Genomic DNA, 22,591 nt, shown 5'->3' with positions numbered 1-22,591 from the left:
TTGCCTTTCTGCCAGGACGACATAGGATCACAGTAGAAAACCCGGGATAAACGAGCTGTATCTCCAGGACGTTCAAATATTTCAGGGTCTTTAAAAGAGGAGCCATTGTCTGTGAGGATGACAGGAAATAACTTGTGGTATAGATCAGCTCCAAGCTGTTCATACAGCCAAAGGAAAACTTCCCTGATATTTTTACGGTTATCGGCTTCAAGCAAAAAAATGAGCATAAGGTTACAGTTACGGAATAACATAGTCAGAAGGACTTTCTCAGATTTTCCACCAGCTCCTTCCACAACATCTAACTCTACAACATTTGTGTCTGGATATTCTTCAAGATATTTTTCAAAATGATGGTATGTCCTGTTTTCCCGGTAGCCGGTGTTTTCAGGGGCTTTTCTGGTCTTGCGACGCTTTTTATAGCGTACTTTGCGGGGGAGGTCCAAATTGATAGCAGTAAAATATCCATGATCAATGTAGTTATACAATGTACGGATGGAACAATCGATAAGATGTTGATTGGAAGCGTAAATATGAGATAATGGCTGCCCTTTAAGGAGAAAAGGCGAAACCAGTTGATCCAATTGTTCCAGCGATTCAGGAGTCTGATTGATACCGGAACGGGAAGAAACCTTGATCTCATTATAAAGGTCATGGGCATAATGGGCACGGTAAAAATAGAAGTCATGGGAACAGGTCCGGATCTGTTTACAGTTATTACAGACGTAAGGTGGTTTTTTAAGTCTGTCACAAAGTATAGGAGTAAAATCACGGCAGTACACGGCGCAGCGTTTGGAACGGCATTTAAAGCATAATGACTGGCAGGAAAGGCTGCCACATACATTTCTTTTTTCACAGAAATGAAAGAACTGGCATTCTGAGCGTTTCTTCTGTAGGTCGTCCTGATAATGAGGAACATGTATGAGATGCCGCCGTATCTCCTTTGAGATGGTAGATGAATCCTTGTTTAACCTCTGAGCGATCTGTGTAAAGTTTTCGCCAATCTGTATACCATGTTCGATAGCAGCACGGTCAGCGAGAGTAAGGTGTTTGTGATTCCCAATATTATTAGTAGCCATAAGTAAATCCTCCTTTGTAATAAAAATGGATCATTTCCGGTGATCGGAGGATATGGGCCAGTGTACCCTGGCATTTGTTATAGGATAGCTTATTGCAGGACTAAGTTCCACCCCTAATTTCAGCAAAAGAACATAAAGGGCTGAGAATGGAAATTAGTTTTTCATTTTAGGTCACAAAATCTTCACAAAATAATTAGCACTCACCTCTTGATAATGGAAGTCGATTTTTGTCCTGTCTTGTGTATCCCGGAAGTGCCTGTTTTACAGGCTTTCCGGGGTATCAGTCATTTTGTCTGGTATTGTAAAGCAGTGTCAGATTTGTCGTAAATGTCGTAAATTTGTGGTCAAAAAATGATGAGAAATGGAGAGTGCTAATAAAATGGAATTAACGTATACAAATGTAAATGGATATCTGATCCCGAATCTCACCTATAAATCCGGTGAGCAGATGGAGCAACTTGGCAAGTATGGTTTTCTTCGCAGAGATTATCTGAAAAACTATCGAAATTCAACCTATCAGGTGATGCTTTTACAGGATACCATTGGAGAGCATCTTCTGGAAGTGGACAAGGCAGCCAGAGAACGGGAAGAGGTAATACTGAAACAGTTAGAAGAAAAAGAACCATTGCCGGATAAAGAGAAAGATCAGATTGCCTGGGTAAGAGCTGCTAATCAACACAAAGCGATTGCAGAAGAGATTATTCTCAAGGAATTGATTTATGTTTAAATGCAAGTTCTAAAAGGATACGCAGTGCGTAGCGAATTGCAACTGTAAATCGGAACTTTTTTGCAGAGTTCACAGTAAAGTAAATAAGTGCAGAGAAAGGCGTGAGTCATAGAAATGTGGCTTGCGTCTTTTTCTTTGCCTGAAAGGAAGTGATAAGTTTGAACAAGAAGTTTTTGAAGCATTATATGGAAACCAATCCAGAAGGGACAGCACAGACCTATATCTTTCTGGTGGACAATCAGGATATCGCACTGAATATTGTGATGTCAGGTTATCAGGCACTTTGTCTGGTTCAGGAAGATGACGGATATTATTTCAGTGTAGATTCCTTTATAGAGGAAATGAGGTCTATTCAGTTTACTGGAAGCTGTCAGAGTGCCTATCATTATGTGGCTGCCTGTACGGTGAAGTGGATGAATGATAAGTTACAGACATTTTTCAAAGACGCTGGTCTTGATGGAAAAGCAGGCTGGCAGTTGTTCAAAGAGAAGGAGTACCTTGGCAAACTGGATAATCAGAAAGAAGTTGAGAAATTACTGGAACAGTATATTCTTCGGTTTGAGCGAGATCCAAAAGAAGAACCGGAACTAAGCCGTTTTCACTTATTTGATGCAAAAGGAAATGTGAAAGGTGTCCGGGATATGGAGATTGTAGATTATCTGGTGGAGAATGTTCAGTTTTTTGTGGTGGGAATCACACCGTATTATTATGAGCATGGTGCTTTCCTGGAAGACCATGATGGAGTAAGAATGAAATACCGTATTCAGAAGTTAATCTATCGTGACCAGGTACAGAGTGGCGTGATTAAAAGAATCTATAATCTGCTGATCACACAGCCGAAAGTTTACCGAGAGGCATATGAACTAAATAAACAGCCTGTGCGGTGGATCAATTTCAAAAATGGATATTATGATCCGGTTACAGGCGAAATGTTGGAACACAATCCAGATTATCTGACAATCAATCAGATACCATTTCCCTATTATCCGGAGGACAGGGAGCAGGTGTTGCATGGTGGAGAAAATATCAAAAAGTATCTTGCATCGTCTCTTCCTAACAAAGAAGAACAGCAGACATTCTGGGAGTATTTTGGATACTGCATGACACAGGATACGCAGTTTCAGAAATTCCTTACACTGAAAGGAAATGGTGGAACTGGAAAGTCGGTGGCAGTATCGCTGATCCAGCATGTCGTTGGAATCACCAATATGTCCAGCATTTCTCTACAGGATCTGAACAAACGATTCTATGCGACTGGAATGTACGGAAAATTGTTAAATGCCTGTGCGGATATTCCATGCAAGGCAATGGAGAATACAGATGTATTAAAGAAAGCGGTCGGTGAGGACACACTGATCTATGAGAAAAAGGGACAGGATGCAATCCATTTTCACTCTTATGCGAAGCTACTTTTTTCTACCAATGAAATGCCACAGAATCTTGAGGATAAGTCAGACGCTTTTTATCGCAGACTACTGATTCTCGATATGAACCGGGTAGTAAAAAGTGGTGAAAAAGATCTGCACTTAAAGGAAAAGGTACAGGCAGAATCTGATTATGCAATTCATATGGCGATGATTGCATTGAAAAATCTGTACGAACAGGGAAAGTTCACGGAGAGCGAACACAGCAAAGAATGTGTAAGAGAAGTGCAACGGACGTCAGATAGTATCTGTGCTTTTATTGATGAGTCATTGGTGCGTGCCAAAGGAAAACGTCTGAAACGAAGTGAAGTGTTCCATATGTATGAGGAATACTGCAAAGAGAATGGCAGACAGGGGCATGGTAAATCTAACTTTTTCAGGAATATGACAGATAAAGGTTTCCTTCTGAAGCAGTACAATGGTGAGTTTTATTATCAGGATATTGCAGTTAAGGAAGAAGATTTTTGTCCTGTAGATCCAGAAGAAAGAATACCTTTTGAAGAAACAGATACAGATTATAAACAGTTAAATATGAATCAGGGAATTAAGGGCATTTAGGGCAAAATAAGCAAAAAGAAATGTTACCGGAGCAGGAGAAATAACAAAGATAGCTGCCAGAGTACATAAAATTTTGCTTTTTTTACACTGACTGCCCTTTTTATGTATCAACATTTTAGCTGATACAAATATAGGTTTTTCTCGAATTTGGGAAAAAGTAAAAAAATAAAAATTAAGAAAGTGTGAGGTATGATTATGAGAATGATGAAAAACAACAATAATGAAACAGTTATGGTGATCGGGATTGATCATGGTTATGGAAACATGAAAACAGCTACCAGATGTTTCCCATCCGGTGTAGCCAGATATAACAAGGAGCCAATTTTTCAGAATAATCTTCTTATTTACAATGGCATGTATTACCAGATCGGAGAGGAACACAAGGAGTTCTGTGCAGAGAAAACGCAGGATGAGGACTATTATGTGTTGACACTGGCGACTATCGCAAGAGAACTTGATGGGAAAGGTATGAACCGGGCAACGGTACATATCGCAGCCGGACTTCCCCTTACCTGGGTAGCTACACAGAAAGAAGACTTTCAGAAATATCTTCTCCAGAATGAAAGTGTGGATTTTGCATTCCGTAACAAAGACTACCATGTAGAGTTTGCAGGAGCTGATATTTACCCACAGGGGTTTGCAGCAGCCTTTTACCGCTTACAGGATTTCAAAGGAATCAACATGCTTGTGGATATTGGAAATGGAACTATGAACATCATGTATATCAACAATTCTCGTCCATTAGAGAAGAAATGCTTTACAGAGAAATATGGAACGCATCAGTGTGTGCTTGCAGTCAGGGAATCCTTGTTGAAAGAACTGGGAACAGTGGTGGACGATCTGGTGATTGAGCAGGTGATCCGTACCGGGACAGCAGATATTGGTGAGAAATATCTGACAGTCATTCGTAAAGCTGCCGGAGATTATACGAAAGAAATCTTCCATAAGCTGAGAGAACGGGAATATAATCCAGAACTGATGCGTCTGTATGTGGTCGGCGGTGGCGGTTGTATGATCCAGAATTTTGGGGAATATGACAAGAGCCGGGTGACGATTGTACGAGACATCTGTGCCACAGCGAAAGGCTATGAAGCAATGACCGTAAGGAAAATCCAGAGAAACGGAGGGATGCTTGTATGAGAAAAGAACAGAAAATCATCAATACAAATATCCGTTTGAATCTTTGTGATGAACAGGACAGGCAGGCATGGGAATATTTGCAGACGATGGACAGGGAAAAATATAAATCGTACACCAGAGCAGTTGTAGTTGCTTTAAACGATTATTTTTCCAGAGAGTACAGGAATGAAGCAGATCCGTATCTGGAAACCAGAGAAAAGGAAGATGCTTTTCTGGAAAGAGTGGAAATAGCTGTCCGGGATGGAGTGAAAGAATCTGCCCCGATGGCTATAGCGAAGAATCTGATGGAAATGCTTGTACCGTTTGTAAAAGAATCGGTAGGAGAAATTAATCTGCCGGACAGAACACTAACAATGGAGAAAACGGATGGAGAGATCGCAGAAGATAATCTGGACTGGGAGAAAGAAGCTGATATGGATGCAGCATTGGATTTTGCAGACAGTTTTTAGATAGTTATGAAATAGCAGTAACAGGAAAACAGACTGACAGTAAGGAATAGCTTTACAAAAATAGAATAGCAGAAAAAGACAATGGCAGTGGTGACATTTCAGACATTATGAATTGGAGAAATGTTTATGACTGCTATTTTTATGTCTTTTAGCAGAAATGGGAAGAGATCCAGAAAAAGAAAGACAGAAATAATAGGATAATATAACAGAAAAGCGTTGGTAGATGGGTGGATTGAACAAGCAAGGCGAAGAAAAGAATAGAGTGCCGGATACGGCACATGATTGTCCGATTCTTTGCATCGGAGTGATGCATGAACAGCCTGTTTCAGAAAGAGAAAATCTATCGAAATGGGAGCTTTTCTCTTTCTTCCACAGTCTGTCCCTGCACCACAAAACCACCGTCATCTCCATTTTGATCTGATAACGTAGGGTGGAAAATATGGCTTGGTGGGTGTCGGTTCAGTGGTGGGGAGATGACAGGCAAGTTTCGCAAAGTGGCAAGCCACTATGCACCGGAGCCAGCCTTTGGGCTGTTCCTAAACTTGCCAGAGGGCTCTGCCCCTTGGAACCCTGGCACGTCAATGGCGTAAGTAATCCTGCGAAATGTCCACCGGACATTCCTACGGAACACTTACTGATTGACTAGGACGCCGTCCTGCACCTGTATAAGGGAGCGTTGCACTCCCTTATATATCCCCTGCTAATCTACCAGCCGGAAAGGTTATGAATGATTTATAAAAAAGAAAGAGTGGAGAAAGGAGACAAAGATTTATGCGAAAACGAAATTATACAGTAACGATACGAATGAATAAAGCAGAGTATGATCTGCTCCAAAATAAAGTAAAGGAGTCTGGACAGACTCAGCAGGCGGTTGTAATTCATGCAATAGCAGGTTTAAAAATTGCTTCTGCAGAGGAAGTGGAAGAACTGAAAACGCTGAATCAGATTCTTTCAGAGATACTTAGTCAGCTTCGTGGTGCAGCTACGAATTTGAATCAGATTGCAAGAAAAATGAATACGGATGGTTTTATGCCAAGGGAAGATATTCTGTATTATCTCAACAAAAATATTCTCAAATACAGGAAGGAGAGTGAAAAGATATGGCTATTAATAAGACGATTAATAAGCGGACAAATACACATGGAGCAATGAGAAATTGTATCGAATATGTTTTGCGACAGGACAAGACAAGTGAACTGCTTACTTATGTAACAGGTCCGTACTGCCATGATGAGATTAACTATGATCTGGTGTATAGAACCTTTTTAGAAGAAAAGAAGATGTGGGATAAAGATTCTGGGAGAATGTACGCTCACAACATTATTTCCTGGCATAAGGACGAGCAGATTACTCCGGAGCAGGCATTAGAATTTGGAAAAGAGTTTGCAGAAAATTGGTTCAGTGGATTCCAGACCTTAATGGCTGTGCATAAGGATAAAGATCATATCCACTGCCATCTGGTTACTAATTCAGTGAGTTATGAAGATGGAAGAAAACTGCATAACACCAAAAAGGATCTGGAACGTATGAAACAGCTTACCAATCAGATGTGCCGAGAACGTGGACTAACAGTTGTCGAGAAAGGAAAGCACTTTGATGGAAGCCAGATTGAAAAAGGGGAAGTCATTGCATGGAGTAAAGATAAATATAACCTGTTCCGTCAACAGGTAAAGGACAGTTTTGTAGCGGACTGTGCAATGGCGGTATTAAAGGCACTGGAAAATTGTATCAGCAAAGAAAAGTTTATAGAAAAAATGAAACAGTTTGGATGGAGTGTGAACTGGACAGAAAAGCGGAAACACATCACATTTCAGAATCAGGATGGAAAGAAAGTGCGTGACAGCAATCTGTCAAAAACCTTTCATCTGGACATCAGCAAGGAGGGGTTAGAGAATGAATTTAATGGAAATAGGGAAAAATCCAAAGTTGCAGCCGACAGAGACAGCAGATCAGACGAAGAACTCAGAAACTATTACAGAGAGCTTGACGCAGCCATTGCAGACACCAGAGGAATCACCAATCAAGCTCAAAGCGGAGAGGGATATTCTCGTACAGAGTTTCGAGAAAGCGAAAGAGTTCATGCGAACACAGAAAAAGCAGATACAGACACTGGAAGAAGAGAAACAGACGATCTTATCCGACAGGCAGAGATTGCGAGAAGAAGTTCGGAAATCAACCGTAGAAATTCAGCGTTTGACAACCGAACTGTCCGAAACGCAGAAGCTGAATCAATCGCTTCAGCAGAGCAACGACGACTTGAGGAACAGAAACGGATTGATGAGCAGGAGCGAGCAAGAGCGGCTCGAAGAAGAAATAAAAGACGTTCGGGACCGGAACTCTAAATTACAGATACAAGTGAACCAATCATCTGTGGAAGCGGTGGAACAGGCACAGCAGAAACAGGAAGAAGCTGAAAAGAAGGTAAGGACAATACAATGTCAATATAACAAATTACAAGAGAATGCAGAAACGATGAAAGAAAAGGCGGATCAGAAAATAAAAAGTCTGAAACAAGAAATGAAAGAAAAAACAAGTTTCTGGCAGATGGCATATATTATTTTTTTAGTATTTGAGATGATAAAAAGCACAGTAGTTCAGAATGATTTAATTGCTTGTATAAAAGTTCCGGTAAGAGTTTGGTGTAGGTATGTAGAATGGGTAATTCGTCCATCAGAATTAAATATTTGGGGTGAGAAGGAATATTTTTCAACAGAATGGTCGTGGTGTTTGCGAGTTATGGCAATTATTATCATTGTCGGAGCAGTAATTGCCGGTGAAATGTTTGTTCTGAAGAAAATAGAACAGTATCGAAGAGTGTGGGATAAATATTCCATACGGTTTATGGTGGTCAGTTTAGAGATGATTATTGTATCAAGCGATGTGTTGAGAAGATGTATGCCAATAAATCTTGTGGTATTATTTGGAATAATAAATATCGCTGTCATAGAAATAAGGATTTATTATCGTAGAGCTAATGAAATATATTAAAAATCAACAATGGTTATCAAAAACCAAATTTGATTATTGACAATCAATAATGTGGGTGCTATAGTAAAAATATGGAAATTGATTGTGAATAACCAAAGGAGGAAGTGGCATTGAAGACTTCGGTTAAAGAGCTAAAAGCAAAAGAAATCTCAAAAGTTGAAGAGATTAGCTGGAATATTTCAAACAGGATAAGAGAATTTGGAAATGCTTCTATGTACGGTGGGTTTTGTTTAGCATATGTGGCCTATGTATCCTTAAAAAATAAGATAACAGATATAAACCAGTTAAAAGAATATGTGGAGCTGACTTTTTCACCAGAAAGAGTCAGTTTCATAAAAGAAAATATTGGAAATTTATGGAATGTTGCAATAGAAATTTCAGAAGAATATTCAGAAGCTGCACTTTTAGCGACTGTTTTATGGTGGCAATTACAGGGAAATCGTTTCATGGGAGAATGTGAAACACCGCAGAGTGTCATAAAGCTGGCAAATGAGATTCTTCAGATTTCAAATGATAAGGTGGCAGATTTTTGCAGCGGAATTGGTTCGTTTCTTGTGAGTGCCATAGAAAAGAGTCCAGAATCACAATTTTATGGTACAGAGATTGTGCGAGATGTAAAAGAAGTGTCAGCAATCCGTACAGAATTGATATCTGATCGGGTAAAAATTGAGCAAAAATCAGTTTTAAATATAAAGGATAATTTGATGTTTGATAAAATATTCTGTGATTATCCATGGGGAATAAAAGCAAAAGACAGCATTGGAAGTAACGAAGCATTACAAGCAATATATGATGAGATACCAGAAGTACAGAAGGTGGCAGCAGGAGACTGGATATTTATTATAAATGTCATGAATCACCTTAATAAAAATGGTAAGGCTGTTATTTCGGTAAGTAATGGAGTTACTTGGAATGGTGGAAATAATACAATCATTCGTGAAAAATTTATAAAACAAGGATTTGTGGAAGCAGTGATTGCTCTTCCGCAAAATTTATATTTAAATACAGGAATTGCATGTTCATTACTGGTGCTAAGCAGAAATAATAAAAATATAAGAATGATAGATGCAACAGAAATGGTATCGGTCGGACGGAGACAGAACATTCTTAGTGATGAAAATATTTCTGAGATTGTTGAATTGTTGAATACCGATGACAAAAATTCAAGACTGGTTTCTATTGAAGAGGTGGCGGAAAATGAATATGTTCTTAATCCTTCAAGATATCTTCAACAAGAAACAGTTGTAAAAAATGGTGTGCTTTTTGAAACTGTAATAAAGAATATAACAAGAGGAGCACAAATTAAAGCATCTGTTTTAGATGAAATTGTATCAGATAAACCGACGAACATGCAGTACTTGATGTTGGCAAATTTACAGGATGGAATCATTAGTGACGAACTTCCATATTTAAAGGGAATAGACTCTAAATATGAAAAATATTGTATAAAAAATGGAAGTCTGGTAATTTCCAAAAATGCATCGCCGGTGAAAATGGCGATTGCGTCTGTACAAGAAGGCAATAAGATTTTGGCAAATGGAAATCTCTATGTTATTGAACTGGATGAAGATAAGATAAATCCTTATTTCTTAAAAGCGTATCTGGAAAGCGAAAATGGGAAGGCGGCTTTATCCAGAGTCGCAGTAGGTGCTACCTTGTTAAATCTACCGGTGGAAGGATTAAAAAAGGTGATAATTCCGTTGCCGGATTTAGAAAGTCAGAAAAAAATTGCAGATCAATATTATGCGAAGCTAAGTGAGATTAAAGAATTAAAATACAAACTGGAAAAGGCAACAGAAGAACTGGAACATATTTATACGGAGGAAAAATAAATGAACGAGAATAATAAATTTGATGTAGTTGGAACCAATATAGCAGAAAAAGCGACGATGATCTGGAATGTAGCAGATATGCTTAGAGGACCATTCAAACCGCATGAATATGGTTTGATAATCTTACCAATGACAGTAGTAAAAAGATTTCATGACTGCCTATTGTCGACGCATAAAGCAGTACTTGAAAAGTATGAGGAAGTAAAGAAATTTGCAGTTATTGATGGATTTTTGACAACAGCCTCTCAGTATCAGTTTTATAATATCAGCAAATATACATTTGATTCATTGCTTGCTGATCCGGAAAATATCGAAGCAAATTTTAGAGATTATTTAAATGGATTTTCTGCAAATGTCCAGGATGTGTTATCGAAGTTTGATTTTGACAACATTATCCGCAGAATGGTAGAAAGCAATACATTATATCTGGTTATCAAAGAATTCAATTCCCAGAAAGGTTACCTAGGACCGGATAAAATCAGTGCTGTAGATTGTGGTTATATTTTTGAGGATCTGGTAAAGCGATTTTCAGAGTCTTTCGGTGAAGAAGCAGGAGCACATTTTACCAGTAGAGATATCATTTATTTGATGACAGACTTGCTTTTATCCGATGCGGATCTGAGTAAGGGGGGAAATGTAACTGTGTATGATATGGCAATGGGAACCTCTCAGATGCTTAGCTGTATGGAAGAAAGAATTCAGGAATTAAATACAGAGATTGGCGTTACCTGTTTTGGTCAGGAGTTCAATCCGTCCACTTTTGCGATTGCAAAAGCAGATATGATGATTCGGGGTGGTGATCCGAATAATATGAGGTTCGGTGATACTTTGTCAGAAGATCAGTTTAGTGGCTATCAGTTCCAGTATATCATTTCCAATCCGCCTTTTGGAATCGACTGGAAAAGAGAAAAGGCAGCAGTGGAAGCAGAAGCAAAGAAAGGTGATCTGGGAAGATTTGCACCGGGACTTCCGAAAATATCAGATGGTCAGCAGTTGTTTGTATTAAATGGTCTTTCAAAGCTTGCACCAAATGGGAAAATGGCAATTATTCAGAACGGTTCACCACTGTTTTCCGGAGATGCGGGAAGCGGACCGTCAGAAATCAGAAGATATATTCTTGAAAATGACTGGCTGGATGCAATCGTGCAATTAGGAACCGATATGTTTATGAATACAGGCATCAGTACCTATATCTGGATTTGTTCCAAGGATAAACCGTTGCATAGAACTGGAAAAGTGCAGTTGATAGATGCATCACATTGTTATGAAGCAAGAAGAAAAAGTATTGGAACAAAAAGAAATGATATTACGGATCAGTGTCGTGATTTGATTGTAAAGGCATATGGTGCATTTGAAAATGATGCTGTATATGGAGATAAGGAAGGTATTTATTGCCAGAGCAAAATATTCGATACAGAGGAATTTGGATACCAGAAGATTGTCGTAGAACAACCCCATAGAGATGAAAATGGAGAAATTGTAATAAAGAAAGGCAAGCCTGTGGCAGATATATCTCTGCGTGATACAGAAAATGTGCCACTGACAGAAGATATCAAGGAGTATTTTAAGAGAGAAGTATTACCATACGCACCGGAAGCATGGATTGATGAGAAGAAGACAAAAAAAGGATATGAGATTCCAATGACAAGATATTTCTATGAATATCAGGCACCAGAACCAGTGGAAGAAATCGCAGTGCGTCTGCATGAACTGGAACTGGAAATTCAGAGCAGTTTGGATACTTTGTTTGGGGGTGAATGATATGAGTAGAGAGATGAAAGATTCTGGGGTTGAATGGATTGGGGAGATACCGAAAAATTGGAATGTGCAACGTGTAAAAAATGCATTTGTTCGAAAAAAAGCAGAAGCACATCAAGAAAATCCTGTTGTTTTATCTCTTGCAAGGGCAGGAGTAAAAGTACGTGATTTATCAAAAAATGAAGGACAAATAGCAGAAAGCTATTACAATTATAATCTTGTAGAGTTTGGGGATTTGTTATTGAATCCAATGGATTTATACAGTGGTGCTAATTGTAGTATTTCAATGGTTGAAGGAGTTATTAGTCCAGCTTATATCAATCTTCGTGCAAAAAGTGGCTATAGTTCAAGATTCTATGATTATTACTTTAAAACACAGTACTGGTCAATGGCAATGTTTGCACATGGGAAAGGTGTTTCTTTTGAGAATAGATGGACCCTAGGAATTGAAGAATTGTTTAACTATAAAATTCCGGTACCGTTGGAGAACGAGCAAGATAAAATTGCAGATTTTTTAGATGGACAATGTGAGAAAATAAATTTAGCAATAGAAAAAGCTAAAGTATCTATCGAGGAATATCGAAATTTAAAACAGTCATTTATTACACAAATTGTAACAAAAGGGATCAATGAAAATGATACGATGAAGGAGAGCGGAATTGAGTGGATAGGTAAAATTCCGGCTTCATGGAAAGTAACACAACTACGACATTGTGCAAGTATAAGATCTGGGATTACATTGGGAAAAACATATTCAAAAGATACTGAATTAGTTGAAATGCCATATTTAAGAGTAGCAAATGTCCAGGATGGTTATGTAGATACGAATGATATTGCTGTTCTTCAAGTAAGTAAAGATGAAATAGAGAAATATAGCTTATCAGCTGGAGAAGTTCTTATGACAGAAGGAGGGGACAGGGATAAGCTGGGACGCGGTTGTGTATGGGATGGACGAATTACACCATGTTTGCATCAGAATCACATTTTTGCTGTTAAAGTAAAAGAGAAACTGTTAAATCCACATTATTTAGAATATTTAACGGCTTCATCTGTTGGACGTACTTATTTTGATGTTACTGCGGTGAAAACAACGAATCTTGCATGCACAAGTTCAAGTAAGGTGTTAGCATTCACAATTCCTTTGCCAAGTATAGATGAGCAGAATGAAATTGTAGATTATTTAAAAGAAAAATGTGGTTGTATTGAAAATGTTATTTTTAAGAAAGAGCAGTTTATAAGTGAACTGGAAAATTACAAAAAATCCCTGATTTACGAATATGTCACCGGGAAGAAGGAGGTGCCGGAAATTTGAGCATAGATGTTACCACAGAGAAACGTTTTGAATCGGATATTGAAGAATTTTTTTTGTCGCCAGCAGGTGGATATACACACAATCAAGATGCATATGATTCGCAGCTTGGTGTATACAAAGATACTTTGCTACGGTTTATTCAGAAAACACAACCGAAAGAATGGAAGCGTTTTTTGCTGCAAAACAAAGTGGATCCGGAGCGGAAATTTTGTCTTGCGTTCAATAATGCCTGTGATATGGATGGACTCATTTCTGTATTACGCCATGGCTTCAAGCACAGAGGAATTCCATTTAAAGTCTGCTATTTTAAACCGGAATCAGGTCTGAATCAGACGGCGATGTCTTTATACGAAGAGAATGAGATTACCTGTAATAGACAATGGTTTTATTCCAATGATACACACAATTCTGTGGATATGGTTCTGGCTGTGAATGGAATTCCGGTATTTGCATTGGAATTAAAGAATCAGTATACCGGACAGAACGTAGATCATGCAAAACGACAGTGGATGTATGATCGTGATCCAAGAGAAATTTGTTTTCAGTTCAATAAAAGAATTTTAGGGTATTTCTGCATTGATCAGTTGGAAGTCTGGATGACAACAAAGCTAGAGGGAAAAAATACATATTTTCTACCGTTCAATCAGGGATCAAATGGTGCCGGAAAGGATGGCGGAAAGGGAAATCCGGCAAACCCGAATGGCTATCCGACGGCGTACTTCTGGGAGTATGTATTTCAGAAAGATAGTATGATGGATATCATTCAGAAATTTATCCATTTGCAAATCAAAGAAGAAAAGAAACGGTTGCCGGATGACACAGAGCAGGTTACGAAAAAGAAAACACTGATATTTCCAAGATATCATCAGTTGGATGTGGTGCGTAAGTTAATTGCAGATGTACGGGAAGAAGGATCGGGGCACAATTATCTGATTCAGCACAGTGCCGGATCTGGAAAATCAAATTCGATTGCCTGGACAGCATATAGACTGGCATCCTTGCATGATGCCAATGATATATCTGTTTTCAGCAGTGTTATTGTAGTGACAGATCGAACTGTGCTAGATGCTCAGCTACAGGAAACGATTTCAGGATTTGACCATACGATAGGTGCAGTAGAGACGATTGATGATAAAAAGAATTCAAAAAATTTGAGAGATGCAATTAATAATGGTGCAAGAATTATTGTAACTACTTTGCAGAAATTTCCGGTGATTTATCAGGAAGTGGATAAGGTGGCCGGAAGAAACTTTGCGATCATTGTTGACGAAGCACATTCTTCACAGACTGGAAGTTCGGCAATGAAATTGAAGGCCACATTAGCAGATACAGAGGCAGCATTACGGGAATATGCAGAAATAGAGGGGAAAGCAGAAGATGAAATTGACAGAAATGATAAACTTGTTCAGGAAATGCTGACACATGGAAAGCATCCGAACTTATCATTTTTTGCATTTACAGCGACTCCGAAACCAGCGACATTAGAAATGTTTGGTAGCCAATGGACTGATGGAAGTTTTCATCCATTTCATATTTATAGTATGAGACAGGCGATTGAAGAAGGATTTATTTTGGATGTACTGCAGAACTACATGACATACAGTATTTGTTTCAAGATAGCAAAAGATACACCGGAAAATCCAGAGCTTCCGGAGAGCAGAGCAACAAAGATTATCAAAAAGTATGAGAAATTGCATCCATATAATATCAGCCAGAAATCACAAATTATTGTAGAAACTTTTCGGGAAACGACCAAAAATAAAATTGGAGGAAAAGGGAAGATGATGGTAGTTACAGACTCCAGACTGGCTGCAGTTCGATATTTCCATGAAATTAAACGGTATATTCAAGAACGGCATTATGCAGATATGGATATTTTAGCGGCATTTTCCGGCAGCGTGCAGGATGGTGACGAAGAATATACAGAGTCTGGACTAAATGTAAGAAAAGATGGAAGTCATATATCAGAAGGACAGACCAAGGAAGAGTTTCATGACAACTTTAATGTCCTTGTTGTTGCAGAAAAATATCAGACAGGATTTGATGAGCCTTTGCTACATACTATGATTGTGGACAAAAAATTGAAAAATGTAAAGGCTGTGCAGACATTATCACGTTTGAACCGCACCTGCCCTGGAAAAGTAGATACATTTGTGTTGGATTTCGCAAATAAGAAAGAGGATATTCTGGAAGCATTTCAACCATTTTATCAGGAGACAAGCCTTGAGCAGGAAGTAAATGTGGATTTGATTTACCAGACAGAAAAAGAACTTTTGGATTATGCGATTTATAATGAGCATGATATTAATGCTTTTATAAACGTATGGAATCATCCGGGAAAACAAGATGCAACTGCCATGGGAAAAATGACGAGTGTGTTGAAACCGATAGCAGACAGGTACAATTTGAAGAATCCGGAAGAACGATATCAATTCAGAAGACTGGTAAGAAAGCTGATCCGATGGTACAGCTATATCACACAGGTAGTTCGTATGTTTGATGAAGATATGCATAAGGAATACCTGTTTCTGAGTTACCTGATTGGACTGCTTCCAGAAGAAAAAGAAGAGCCAGTCGATCTGGATGGAAAATTGAAACTGGAATATTATAAGCTGCAGAAAACATTTGAAGGTGCGATAACACTGGATAAAATTGATGGTCAGTATGTTTCGTCCAAGAAGCAAGGAGTACAGGGGAACAGACAGAAAAGTACATTGGATGAAATATTGGACAAGATTAATGAAAAGTATAAAGGACAATTTTCAGAAGGTGATCGGGTAATGCTGGGTGCTTTACATGATAAATTGATTGAAGATGATAAACTGGCAAGCTCGGCTCGCACTTCTGATCCAAGAATATTCACGGAAAGTATTTTTCCATCAGCGTTTGGAAATGCAGCAATGGAAAGCTATATGGAGGCCCAGGACAGTTATGGATCACTGTTTGAGGACAAAAGCAAGTACGATGCTGTAATGAGTGCGTTAGCAGGGGTGATTTATAGGGAAATGCGGTCAAAAAAGACTGTGGATTACCGGAAAGTTGAACGAGATGAGCAGGTTCAAATGGTGGCGGAAGAACCGGTTAAATATGGGAAATAAAAAAGAAACTATGATGGTATGAAAAGGCAAGGGAGGGTTTTTATGTGGCTAGATAATGCGTCAGATATTGATATTTTATTTTATGAGCCGTATGCAAGAATAATTGCCGATATTGCAAAAAATGAACAATATAATCCATTGACAGTTGGTGTGTTTGGATTATGGGGTGCAGGAAAATCAACCTTATTGAAGTTAATAGGTGAAAAACTTAAGAGTCAGGATGGAATTATTTGTGTAACTATTAATGCATGGATGTTTGAATCATATGACGATGCTAAAACTGCAATTATGGAGGCTTTATTACAGGAACTTAAAGAGGAAGTTCCTGTAGAAGAAACTAAAAAGAAATTGGGCAAATTAATAAAAAGAGTTGACTGGTTTAAGTTAGGAACAAAAGCAATATCCACGCTTGCACCTGTAGTTGCAAGCGTGGCAACAGGAAATCCATTGCCTATGTTGTTAAATGTAACGGGAAGTGCTGAAGAAATTGGAAATACAGTCAAAAATGCAGCAAATTCCATACAGTCATTAAAAGATGAATATTGGAAAGAGGAAGATGCATCAAATGATGAAAGCACGATAAACAATATCAGGAAATTTAGAGAGGAATTTTCTGATGCATTGAAAAGTGACGATATTAAAAATGTAGTTGTAATGATAGATGATTTAGACAGATGTCGTCCAGAACGAATAATTGAAATATTGGAAGTAATTAAACTATTCTTGTCCGTTGACAGGACAACTTTTATTATTGCTGCAGATGAAAATGTTATAAAGTACTCTATCCGTGAAAAGTATCCACCAATGAATGGATTTGATGTAGAACTGGACAAAGAATACATTGAAAAAATTATTCAATTGCCAATATATATCCCGGAGTTATCGGCAAAGGATATACAAAATTATCTATTATTATTGGTCACACAAAGCTATTTGGAACAAGAGAGTTTTAAGCATCTAATAGATAAGATATTCGAAGAAAAAAGAACAATTTCTGGGGATGTAATTACGCTAGAAGAAATTAATAAGTCGATTGGTGAGTTAGGATTGAATTGGCAGGATGGAGGACAAACAGCTTTTAATGAGACGGCGAAAATTATTGATGAAATAAGAGAAATTGTTGCATCTACATTGAAAGGCAATCCACGCCAGGCAAAACGCTTTTTGAACACATTTATTACCAAACGCCAGTTGGCAAAAATTTATTATGGTGATGAAATTGATATTTCCATTTTAGCCAAATTATTAGTGTTGCAAAAGTTGGATAATGACTTGTTTATACAATTGAATGAATGGAATAAAGAATTTGATACTGAAAATAAAGAATTTAAGGAAATTCGAACAAAAGTGATGGAGGGAAATGTTGATGCTCAGAATCCGTGGAACACATCACAAATAAAAAAGTGGCTAGAATGCAAACCTGTTGAATTAGAAAAATATCGATTGGAAAAATATTTTTATTTGACAAGAGAAAATTTGAAAAGATCTAGTATTGACGAGTCTGGATTCAGTAAAAATACGAAAGAAATTTTGGAAAGAATTGGACGAGCTAAATCTGGTCAAATGGTGGCTATTATAAAAGATATGGAAAAGTTGAGAGCAGAAGAAATTGCGGATACATTTAAGGTTGTTGTATCAAAAATCGAAAAAGGTGAAATGAAATTTTTTGTTGTAAGAGATTTGTTTTTGAATTTTGATGCATATAAAGGAAAAATAGTGGATGCAATTGGAAAATCAACAGTTCCAATTAAAGCAGGTGATATGGCTGCATTAAGAACAATGTATAATAGTGATACGGGAAATATGAATACTGTATTAGAAACCATGGTAAAAAGAGGAACGTTAACAGACGAGCAGATTACAGAAATAAAAGAGCAGAGGAAAAGCTAATATGGGTACATCAAAAGGATATATAGCACCAACAACATCGCATTGGTCAACCGCAAAAAGAGCAGTGACGGCCTTTATAAATAATAGAGACTTTGATTCTAAAGCGAAAGCTGCTAGTAAATATGCTACAGCAATGAAAACAGATATGTCGACAGGTGGTAGTTTTCAATCGGCAGCTGCAAGAACTTTAGGCTTTGCACAAAAAGTTGCGTCTGGTGGGCTGGACAATGCTTTGCGTGAATATAATAGAGAGGATCTTATAGGGAAGCCGTCGGAAGTTGTTTGGACAGAATTACTGCATGAATTCACAAATTCTGGAGCATCTGTAGAAGATAATATGGCAGCAGACGCATTGTCACAGGCTATGGATAATTTGGAAATAGAAGATATTGCGGATATAGGGAATGTTTCAGTTGATATATTACTGAAGGAAATGTTGAAAGAATACATAAAAGAAAATTTTGATTTTAGATATGAAGAAAAAATATCCAAAGGGAAAACACCTGCACAAACATCTGCAATTTTAAATGATATGCATGAATATATAGAAAATAGTATTGACGGTGATTTGAACTTGGATAATTTGAAATCGGTTGATTTTTCTAACATGGGAACATCACAAATCGTGGAGGATGCATTAAGAGATGCCTTGTCTGTATTTGAAAAGTATTATGGGGAGGAGTAGAAATGCGGTTTTGGGTTGATAAGGAACAAGAGAAAAAGCCAGATGGCGAATGGAAAGATGCATATGTTTTTTCGATTAATCGAAAACAATATAGTACGATATTTACAAATATAACGAATAGCTGGTACCGGATGGACCAAATGCAGATTCCTGCAATATATGAGGATTTATTTATAATAGGTTTGAGTATTTTTGCTTTAGACAAAAGAGTATCCAGAAGAAGGTTTAAAAATTGTTGGACTAGAGATATAAATGTATCAATTCCGGTATTGGAATATGATAAATGGAAGGATACGGGCTTACAATGGGAAAAAATGCTTGGATTTTTAACGGGAGATCATTGGCATATTGTATTTAGAAAAAGCGAAGTAATATATAGCTATAGAGAGCATGCAAATAGGATTCATTTGAATGTTCAGGATTGTGATTGTGTATGTTTGTTTTCAGGAGGATTGGATTCTTTTTGTGGTGCAATTAGACTATTAGAAGAAGGGGGATCTCCTTGCCTGGTTGGACATAATGAATATCCTAAACTTGCAAAAAGACAGAATTTATTTGTCAGGACTTTTCAGGATCTTTATCCAGAACAATCTGTTAAATTTATTAGTTTTACAGCAAATTCCAGAGCTCCTATAAGTGAAAAAGAAGGAATATTAAAGGGGAGCGAAAATACTTCTCGTGGCAGGTCATTACTGTTTTTATGTGCAGCACTTAGCGTGGCTGGTATTTTAGGAGAAAATGTACCGGTTTATATTCCGGAAAATGGATTCATCGGACTCAATATTCCACTAACGGGAGGAAGAAAAGGGACTTGCAGTACAAGAACTACTCACCCATATTTTTTAAGACAATTTAATGGTATCTTAGAACAGGTAGGAATAAAGAATACTATTACTAATTTTTTTGCGTACAATACAAAGAGAGAGATTGTAGGACAAGTTAAAGATACAGATGCATTTAAAAGCTGTTATGCAGATACAATTTCATGCTCACATCCTTGTTTAGCAAGATATAATAAAAAGGGCTCTAAAGAATATCCTGTAAACTGCGGATACTGTTATCCGTGTTTGATACGCAAAAGTTCACTTTTGGACATAGATGAGATAAAAAAATATTCTTATCAGGGAGAAGCTTATGATTTTTTGATAGAATATGAAGAAAGTGAGAAGAGTGCAGATTTAAGAGCGGTGCTTGGAAGTATCTATCGTTGTAAACATTCTTCGGATAAAGAATTAAAAAGATATATTAGATGCGTAGGAGAATTAACAGAAGAGGAAGTTGAAAAATTTTTATCATTATACAAGAAAAGTATAGAGGATTTAGTACAACTTTTTTCCGCAGATCAGAGAATGAAGGAGTATCTGGGATTATGATTCAACACCTTATTGATACACACTTTCATCTGGATTATTACAAAGAGCATCAGAAAATATATGACGGAATAAATGAAAGAAAACAATATACATTGTGCATGACGAATTCGCCTGGAGTATATATATCCTGTAAACGCATATATCCGGAAACAAAATATTTGAAATTTGCACTTGGATTCCATCCACAGGATGTATCACTGAAAGATGCGGATTTTTATGATTTTATGCAATTGGTAAATACAACTAATTATGTAGGAGAAATAGGACTTGATTTTTCAAGACAAAGTTATATTTCGCGTAATAAACAATGTATGTATTTTGAGCAAATTGTAAGAGTGTGTGCAGAAAAGGATAAATTAATGTCTGTGCATCTTAGAAGAGCGGAGGAAGAAGCAATATCTATTTTGAAAAAATATCGTCCTCGTAGGTGCATTATTCATTGGTTTAATGGAAACGGAGAGCAATTGCAACAATTAGTGGATATAGGATGTTATTTTTCACTTAATTCTAACATGGTAACAAATGAAAAGAATAAAGAAAAATTGTATTTGATACCAAAAACAAGAGTATTAATTGAAAGTGATGGACCGTTTACAAAAATTGATGGAAAAAAGTACACATTTAACAACTTAATAAAAATATACGAGTTAGTTGCACGATATTATAATGAACCAGACATTATTAAGATGGTTTATGCTAATTTTCGAGATATTCTTTCAAAATAGTGTTAATTGCAAAGTTAGAGGGTGATTTTATGGCAATACGATCAGTAGAATATCTGCAAAGCCTTGTCCGGGAACTTGCAAAACTTCCGGATGAGACTGAGTGGGTAGAATTTAAATGTAATAATAAACAGCCACAGATGATTGGTGAATATATTTCTGCTTTGAGCAATTCAGCAGCATTATGCGAACGACCAAAAGCATATCTTGTTTGGGGTGTGGATGATGCAACGCACAAAATTGTAGGCACTGAATTTCAGTATCGCAAAATGAAAAAGGGAAATGAGGAATTGGAAGCATGGCTTTCCAGGATGCTTTCACCAAGAATTAATTTCCGATTTTTTGAGGTTCCGATGGATGAAGGAATGGTTGTGCTGATGGAGATTCCTTGTGCAGAAAAACAGCCGGTACAGTTCGCTGGTGGGGAATATATAAGAATTGGAACAAATAAAAAGAACTTAAAAGAGTATCCGGATAAAGAAAGAGAATTGTGGAGAACATTTGATTCCACACCATATGAATTGCGAATTGCGATGGGAAATCTGAATGAGGATGAAATGGTGTCATTACTGGATTATTCTAAATATTATGACAAACTTGAAATGCCGATTCCGAGAAATCGAGATAAGGTACTAGAAGACCTGCAACATGAAAAATTTATTATGAAAAATGACGCTGGGACATGGGATATCACGAATATGGGTGCTTTGATGATTGCAAAAGATTTGAAAAAATTCGAATCTTTGCATAGGAGATCGGTTCGAGTTATTTGGTACAAGGAAAATTCCAGATTGGATGCTATAAGAGAAAAGGAATTTTGTGCAGGTTATGCATTTTCACATGAAGAAATCGTGCAGTATATTATGACAATTATTCCGCAAGAAGAAGTCATTGTGGAAGCTACGAGAAAATCTGTTGTCAGTTTTCCAGAAATCGCTATCCGTGAGTTGCTGGCAAATGCTATGATACATCAGGATCTTCAGCAAAGGGGAACGAATCCAATGGTGGAGGTGTTTAAAAATCGAATCGAGTTTTCAAATGCCGGAGCACCATTGGTGGCAATCGAAAGAATTGTAGATTCGGTGCCAGTATCCAGAAATGAAAACATTGCCGGATTTATGCACAAATGTGGTATTTGTGAGGAGCGTGGCAGTGGTTATGATAAGATTGTTGAAGCAACCGGTAAAAATGAGCTGCTTGCTCCGAGAATTGAAAATCAGAATAATCAATTCACAAAAGCAATATTGTTTGCAAAAGTACCATTTGAATTAACTACCAAAGAAGATCGGATGCGGACTTGCTATATGCAGGCGTGTCTAGCATATGTCAATTTTGAAGGTATTTCTAATTCAGATATTCGAAAAATATTTGGTCTGGGAGAAAAAGAGAAGGCCAAGGCATCAAGACTTCTTACCAGTGCTGTCGAAGGTGGATATATTAAAGTAATGGACCCGGATACAGCACCAAGATATAAAAAGTACATTCCATATTGGGCATAATTTAAGTTTCGCTAAGTTTCACCTATATAAGCATGTGAGAGAATCTTAATAGAAAAATAT

At 37.5% G+C, this 22,591-nt stretch carries 17 protein-coding genes; 16 read left to right on the top strand and 1 reads right to left on the bottom strand.

All coding sequences use genetic code 11. From position 1 onward, the window contains the following. A partial coding sequence (locus MUB50_RS14380) for a helix-turn-helix domain-containing protein (RefSeq protein WP_244802548.1) occupies nucleotides 1-1,076 on the bottom strand: 1,076 nt, incomplete at its 3' end. Nucleotides 1,077-1,455: 379 nt separating this feature from the next. Between MUB50_RS14380 and MUB50_RS14375 the strand changes: the two genes are divergently transcribed. From MUB50_RS14375 to MUB50_RS14300, 16 genes are all read left to right on the top strand, one after another. Then, a complete protein-coding gene (locus tag MUB50_RS14375; protein WP_026649314.1) occupies nucleotides 1,456-1,803 on the top strand; it encodes a TnpV protein in 348 nt (115 codons plus the stop codon). Nucleotides 1,804-1,952: 149 nt separating this feature from the next. Next, nucleotides 1,953-3,785 carry a DNA primase family protein gene (locus tag MUB50_RS14370; protein ID WP_244791524.1) on the top strand — a complete coding sequence of 611 codons (1,833 nt, stop codon included), beginning with the start codon at nucleotides 1,953-1,955 and terminating at the stop codon, nucleotides 3,783-3,785. 195 nt (nucleotides 3,786-3,980) lie between these two features. Then, nucleotides 3,981-4,925, top strand: a complete 945-nt coding sequence (locus MUB50_RS14365) for a ParM/StbA family protein (protein WP_244791522.1) — start codon at nucleotides 3,981-3,983, stop codon at nucleotides 4,923-4,925. Further along, nucleotides 4,922-5,374: a hypothetical protein gene (locus tag MUB50_RS14360; protein WP_055220258.1), complete on the top strand. Its 453-nt coding sequence runs from the start codon at nucleotides 4,922-4,924 to the stop codon at nucleotides 5,372-5,374. Before MUB50_RS14365 ends, MUB50_RS14360 begins: the two co-directional genes overlap by 4 nt. Nucleotides 5,375-6,145: 771 nt before the next feature. Continuing rightward, nucleotides 6,146-6,526 carry a plasmid mobilization protein gene (locus MUB50_RS14355; protein WP_055220260.1) on the top strand — a complete coding sequence of 127 codons (381 nt, stop codon included), beginning with the start codon at nucleotides 6,146-6,148 and terminating at the stop codon, nucleotides 6,524-6,526. Then, on the top strand, nucleotides 6,475-7,716 hold the full coding sequence (locus tag MUB50_RS14350) for a relaxase/mobilization nuclease domain-containing protein (RefSeq protein ID WP_172680491.1): 1,242 nt from the start codon (nucleotides 6,475-6,477) through the stop codon (nucleotides 7,714-7,716). Before MUB50_RS14355 ends, MUB50_RS14350 begins: the two co-directional genes overlap by 52 nt. Before the next feature lie 28 nt (nucleotides 7,717-7,744). Beyond that, on the top strand, nucleotides 7,745-8,362 hold the full coding sequence (locus tag MUB50_RS14345; RefSeq protein ID WP_055261426.1) for a DUF6040 family protein: 618 nt from the start codon (nucleotides 7,745-7,747) through the stop codon (nucleotides 8,360-8,362). Between the two features lie 104 nt (nucleotides 8,363-8,466). Next, on the top strand, nucleotides 8,467-10,194 hold the full coding sequence (locus MUB50_RS14340; RefSeq protein WP_242856270.1) for an N-6 DNA methylase: 1,728 nt from the start codon (nucleotides 8,467-8,469) through the stop codon (nucleotides 10,192-10,194). After that, entirely contained in the window at nucleotides 10,195-11,955 is a 1,761-nt protein-coding gene (locus MUB50_RS14335) for a type I restriction-modification system subunit M (RefSeq protein ID WP_147631021.1), read from the top strand. Between the two features lies 1 nt (nucleotide 11,956). Continuing rightward, a complete protein-coding gene (locus MUB50_RS14330; protein ID WP_055220271.1) occupies nucleotides 11,957-13,264 on the top strand; it encodes a restriction endonuclease subunit S in 1,308 nt (435 codons plus the stop codon). Further along, nucleotides 13,261-16,362 (top strand): type I restriction endonuclease subunit R, encoded by a 3,102-nt coding sequence (locus MUB50_RS14325; RefSeq protein ID WP_070100829.1) that lies wholly within the window; start codon nucleotides 13,261-13,263, stop codon nucleotides 16,360-16,362. The genes MUB50_RS14330 and MUB50_RS14325 overlap by 4 nt, the downstream gene beginning before the upstream one ends. A 42-nt stretch (nucleotides 16,363-16,404) precedes the next feature. Next, a complete protein-coding gene (locus MUB50_RS14320) occupies nucleotides 16,405-18,252 on the top strand; it encodes a KAP family P-loop NTPase fold protein (RefSeq protein ID WP_195601506.1) in 1,848 nt (615 codons plus the stop codon). A gap of 1 nt (nucleotide 18,253) precedes the next feature. Further along, nucleotides 18,254-18,937 carry a hypothetical protein gene (locus MUB50_RS14315; protein WP_055220276.1) on the top strand — a complete coding sequence of 228 codons (684 nt, stop codon included), beginning with the start codon at nucleotides 18,254-18,256 and terminating at the stop codon, nucleotides 18,935-18,937. Nucleotides 18,938-18,939: 2 nt separating this feature from the next. After that, the gene (gene qatC, locus MUB50_RS14310; protein ID WP_055220279.1) at nucleotides 18,940-20,310 is read left to right on the top strand and encodes a Qat anti-phage system QueC-like protein QatC; all 1,371 of its coding nucleotides are present in this window, start codon (nucleotides 18,940-18,942) and stop codon (nucleotides 20,308-20,310) included. Next, complete coding sequence (locus MUB50_RS14305; protein ID WP_055220281.1) at nucleotides 20,307-21,035, top strand: TatD family hydrolase; 729 nt, start codon at nucleotides 20,307-20,309, stop codon at nucleotides 21,033-21,035. Before qatC ends, MUB50_RS14305 begins: the two co-directional genes overlap by 4 nt. A 29-nt stretch (nucleotides 21,036-21,064) precedes the next feature. Then, a complete protein-coding gene (locus MUB50_RS14300; protein ID WP_055220284.1) occupies nucleotides 21,065-22,531 on the top strand; it encodes an RNA-binding domain-containing protein in 1,467 nt (488 codons plus the stop codon). The last annotated feature ends 60 nt before the right edge of the window (nucleotides 22,532-22,591 follow it).

Source organism: Blautia sp. NSJ-140, assembly GCF_022868965.1.
In the GTDB taxonomy this organism is placed as follows: Bacteria; Bacillota; Clostridia; order Lachnospirales; family Lachnospiraceae; genus Blautia_A.
Note: the sequence above shows the minus strand (reverse complement) of the source record. Positions and strands in the feature narration are given on the sequence as shown.

Excerpts from the sequence above, each read along its gene's own strand:
- MUB50_RS14375 (WP_026649314.1), top strand. The coding sequence starts at position 1,456 with ATGGAATTAACGTATACAAATGTAAATGGATATCTGATCCCGAATCTC.
- MUB50_RS14365 (WP_244791522.1), top strand. The coding sequence starts at position 3,981 with ATGAGAATGATGAAAAACAACAATAATGAAACAGTTATGGTGATCGGG.
- MUB50_RS14360 (WP_055220258.1), top strand. The coding sequence starts at position 4,922 with ATGAGAAAAGAACAGAAAATCATCAATACAAATATCCGTTTGAATCTT.
- MUB50_RS14355 (WP_055220260.1), top strand. The coding sequence starts at position 6,146 with ATGCGAAAACGAAATTATACAGTAACGATACGAATGAATAAAGCAGAG.
- MUB50_RS14350 (WP_172680491.1), top strand. The coding sequence starts at position 6,475 with ATGGCTATTAATAAGACGATTAATAAGCGGACAAATACACATGGAGCA.
- MUB50_RS14335 (WP_147631021.1), top strand. The coding sequence starts at position 10,195 with ATGAACGAGAATAATAAATTTGATGTAGTTGGAACCAATATAGCAGAA.
- MUB50_RS14330 (WP_055220271.1), top strand. The coding sequence starts at position 11,957 with ATGAGTAGAGAGATGAAAGATTCTGGGGTTGAATGGATTGGGGAGATA.
- MUB50_RS14320 (WP_195601506.1), top strand. The coding sequence starts at position 16,405 with ATGTGGCTAGATAATGCGTCAGATATTGATATTTTATTTTATGAGCCG.
- MUB50_RS14315 (WP_055220276.1), top strand. The coding sequence starts at position 18,254 with ATGGGTACATCAAAAGGATATATAGCACCAACAACATCGCATTGGTCA.
- qatC (WP_055220279.1), top strand. The coding sequence starts at position 18,940 with ATGCGGTTTTGGGTTGATAAGGAACAAGAGAAAAAGCCAGATGGCGAA.
- MUB50_RS14305 (WP_055220281.1), top strand. The coding sequence starts at position 20,307 with ATGATTCAACACCTTATTGATACACACTTTCATCTGGATTATTACAAA.
- MUB50_RS14300 (WP_055220284.1), top strand. The coding sequence starts at position 21,065 with ATGGCAATACGATCAGTAGAATATCTGCAAAGCCTTGTCCGGGAACTT.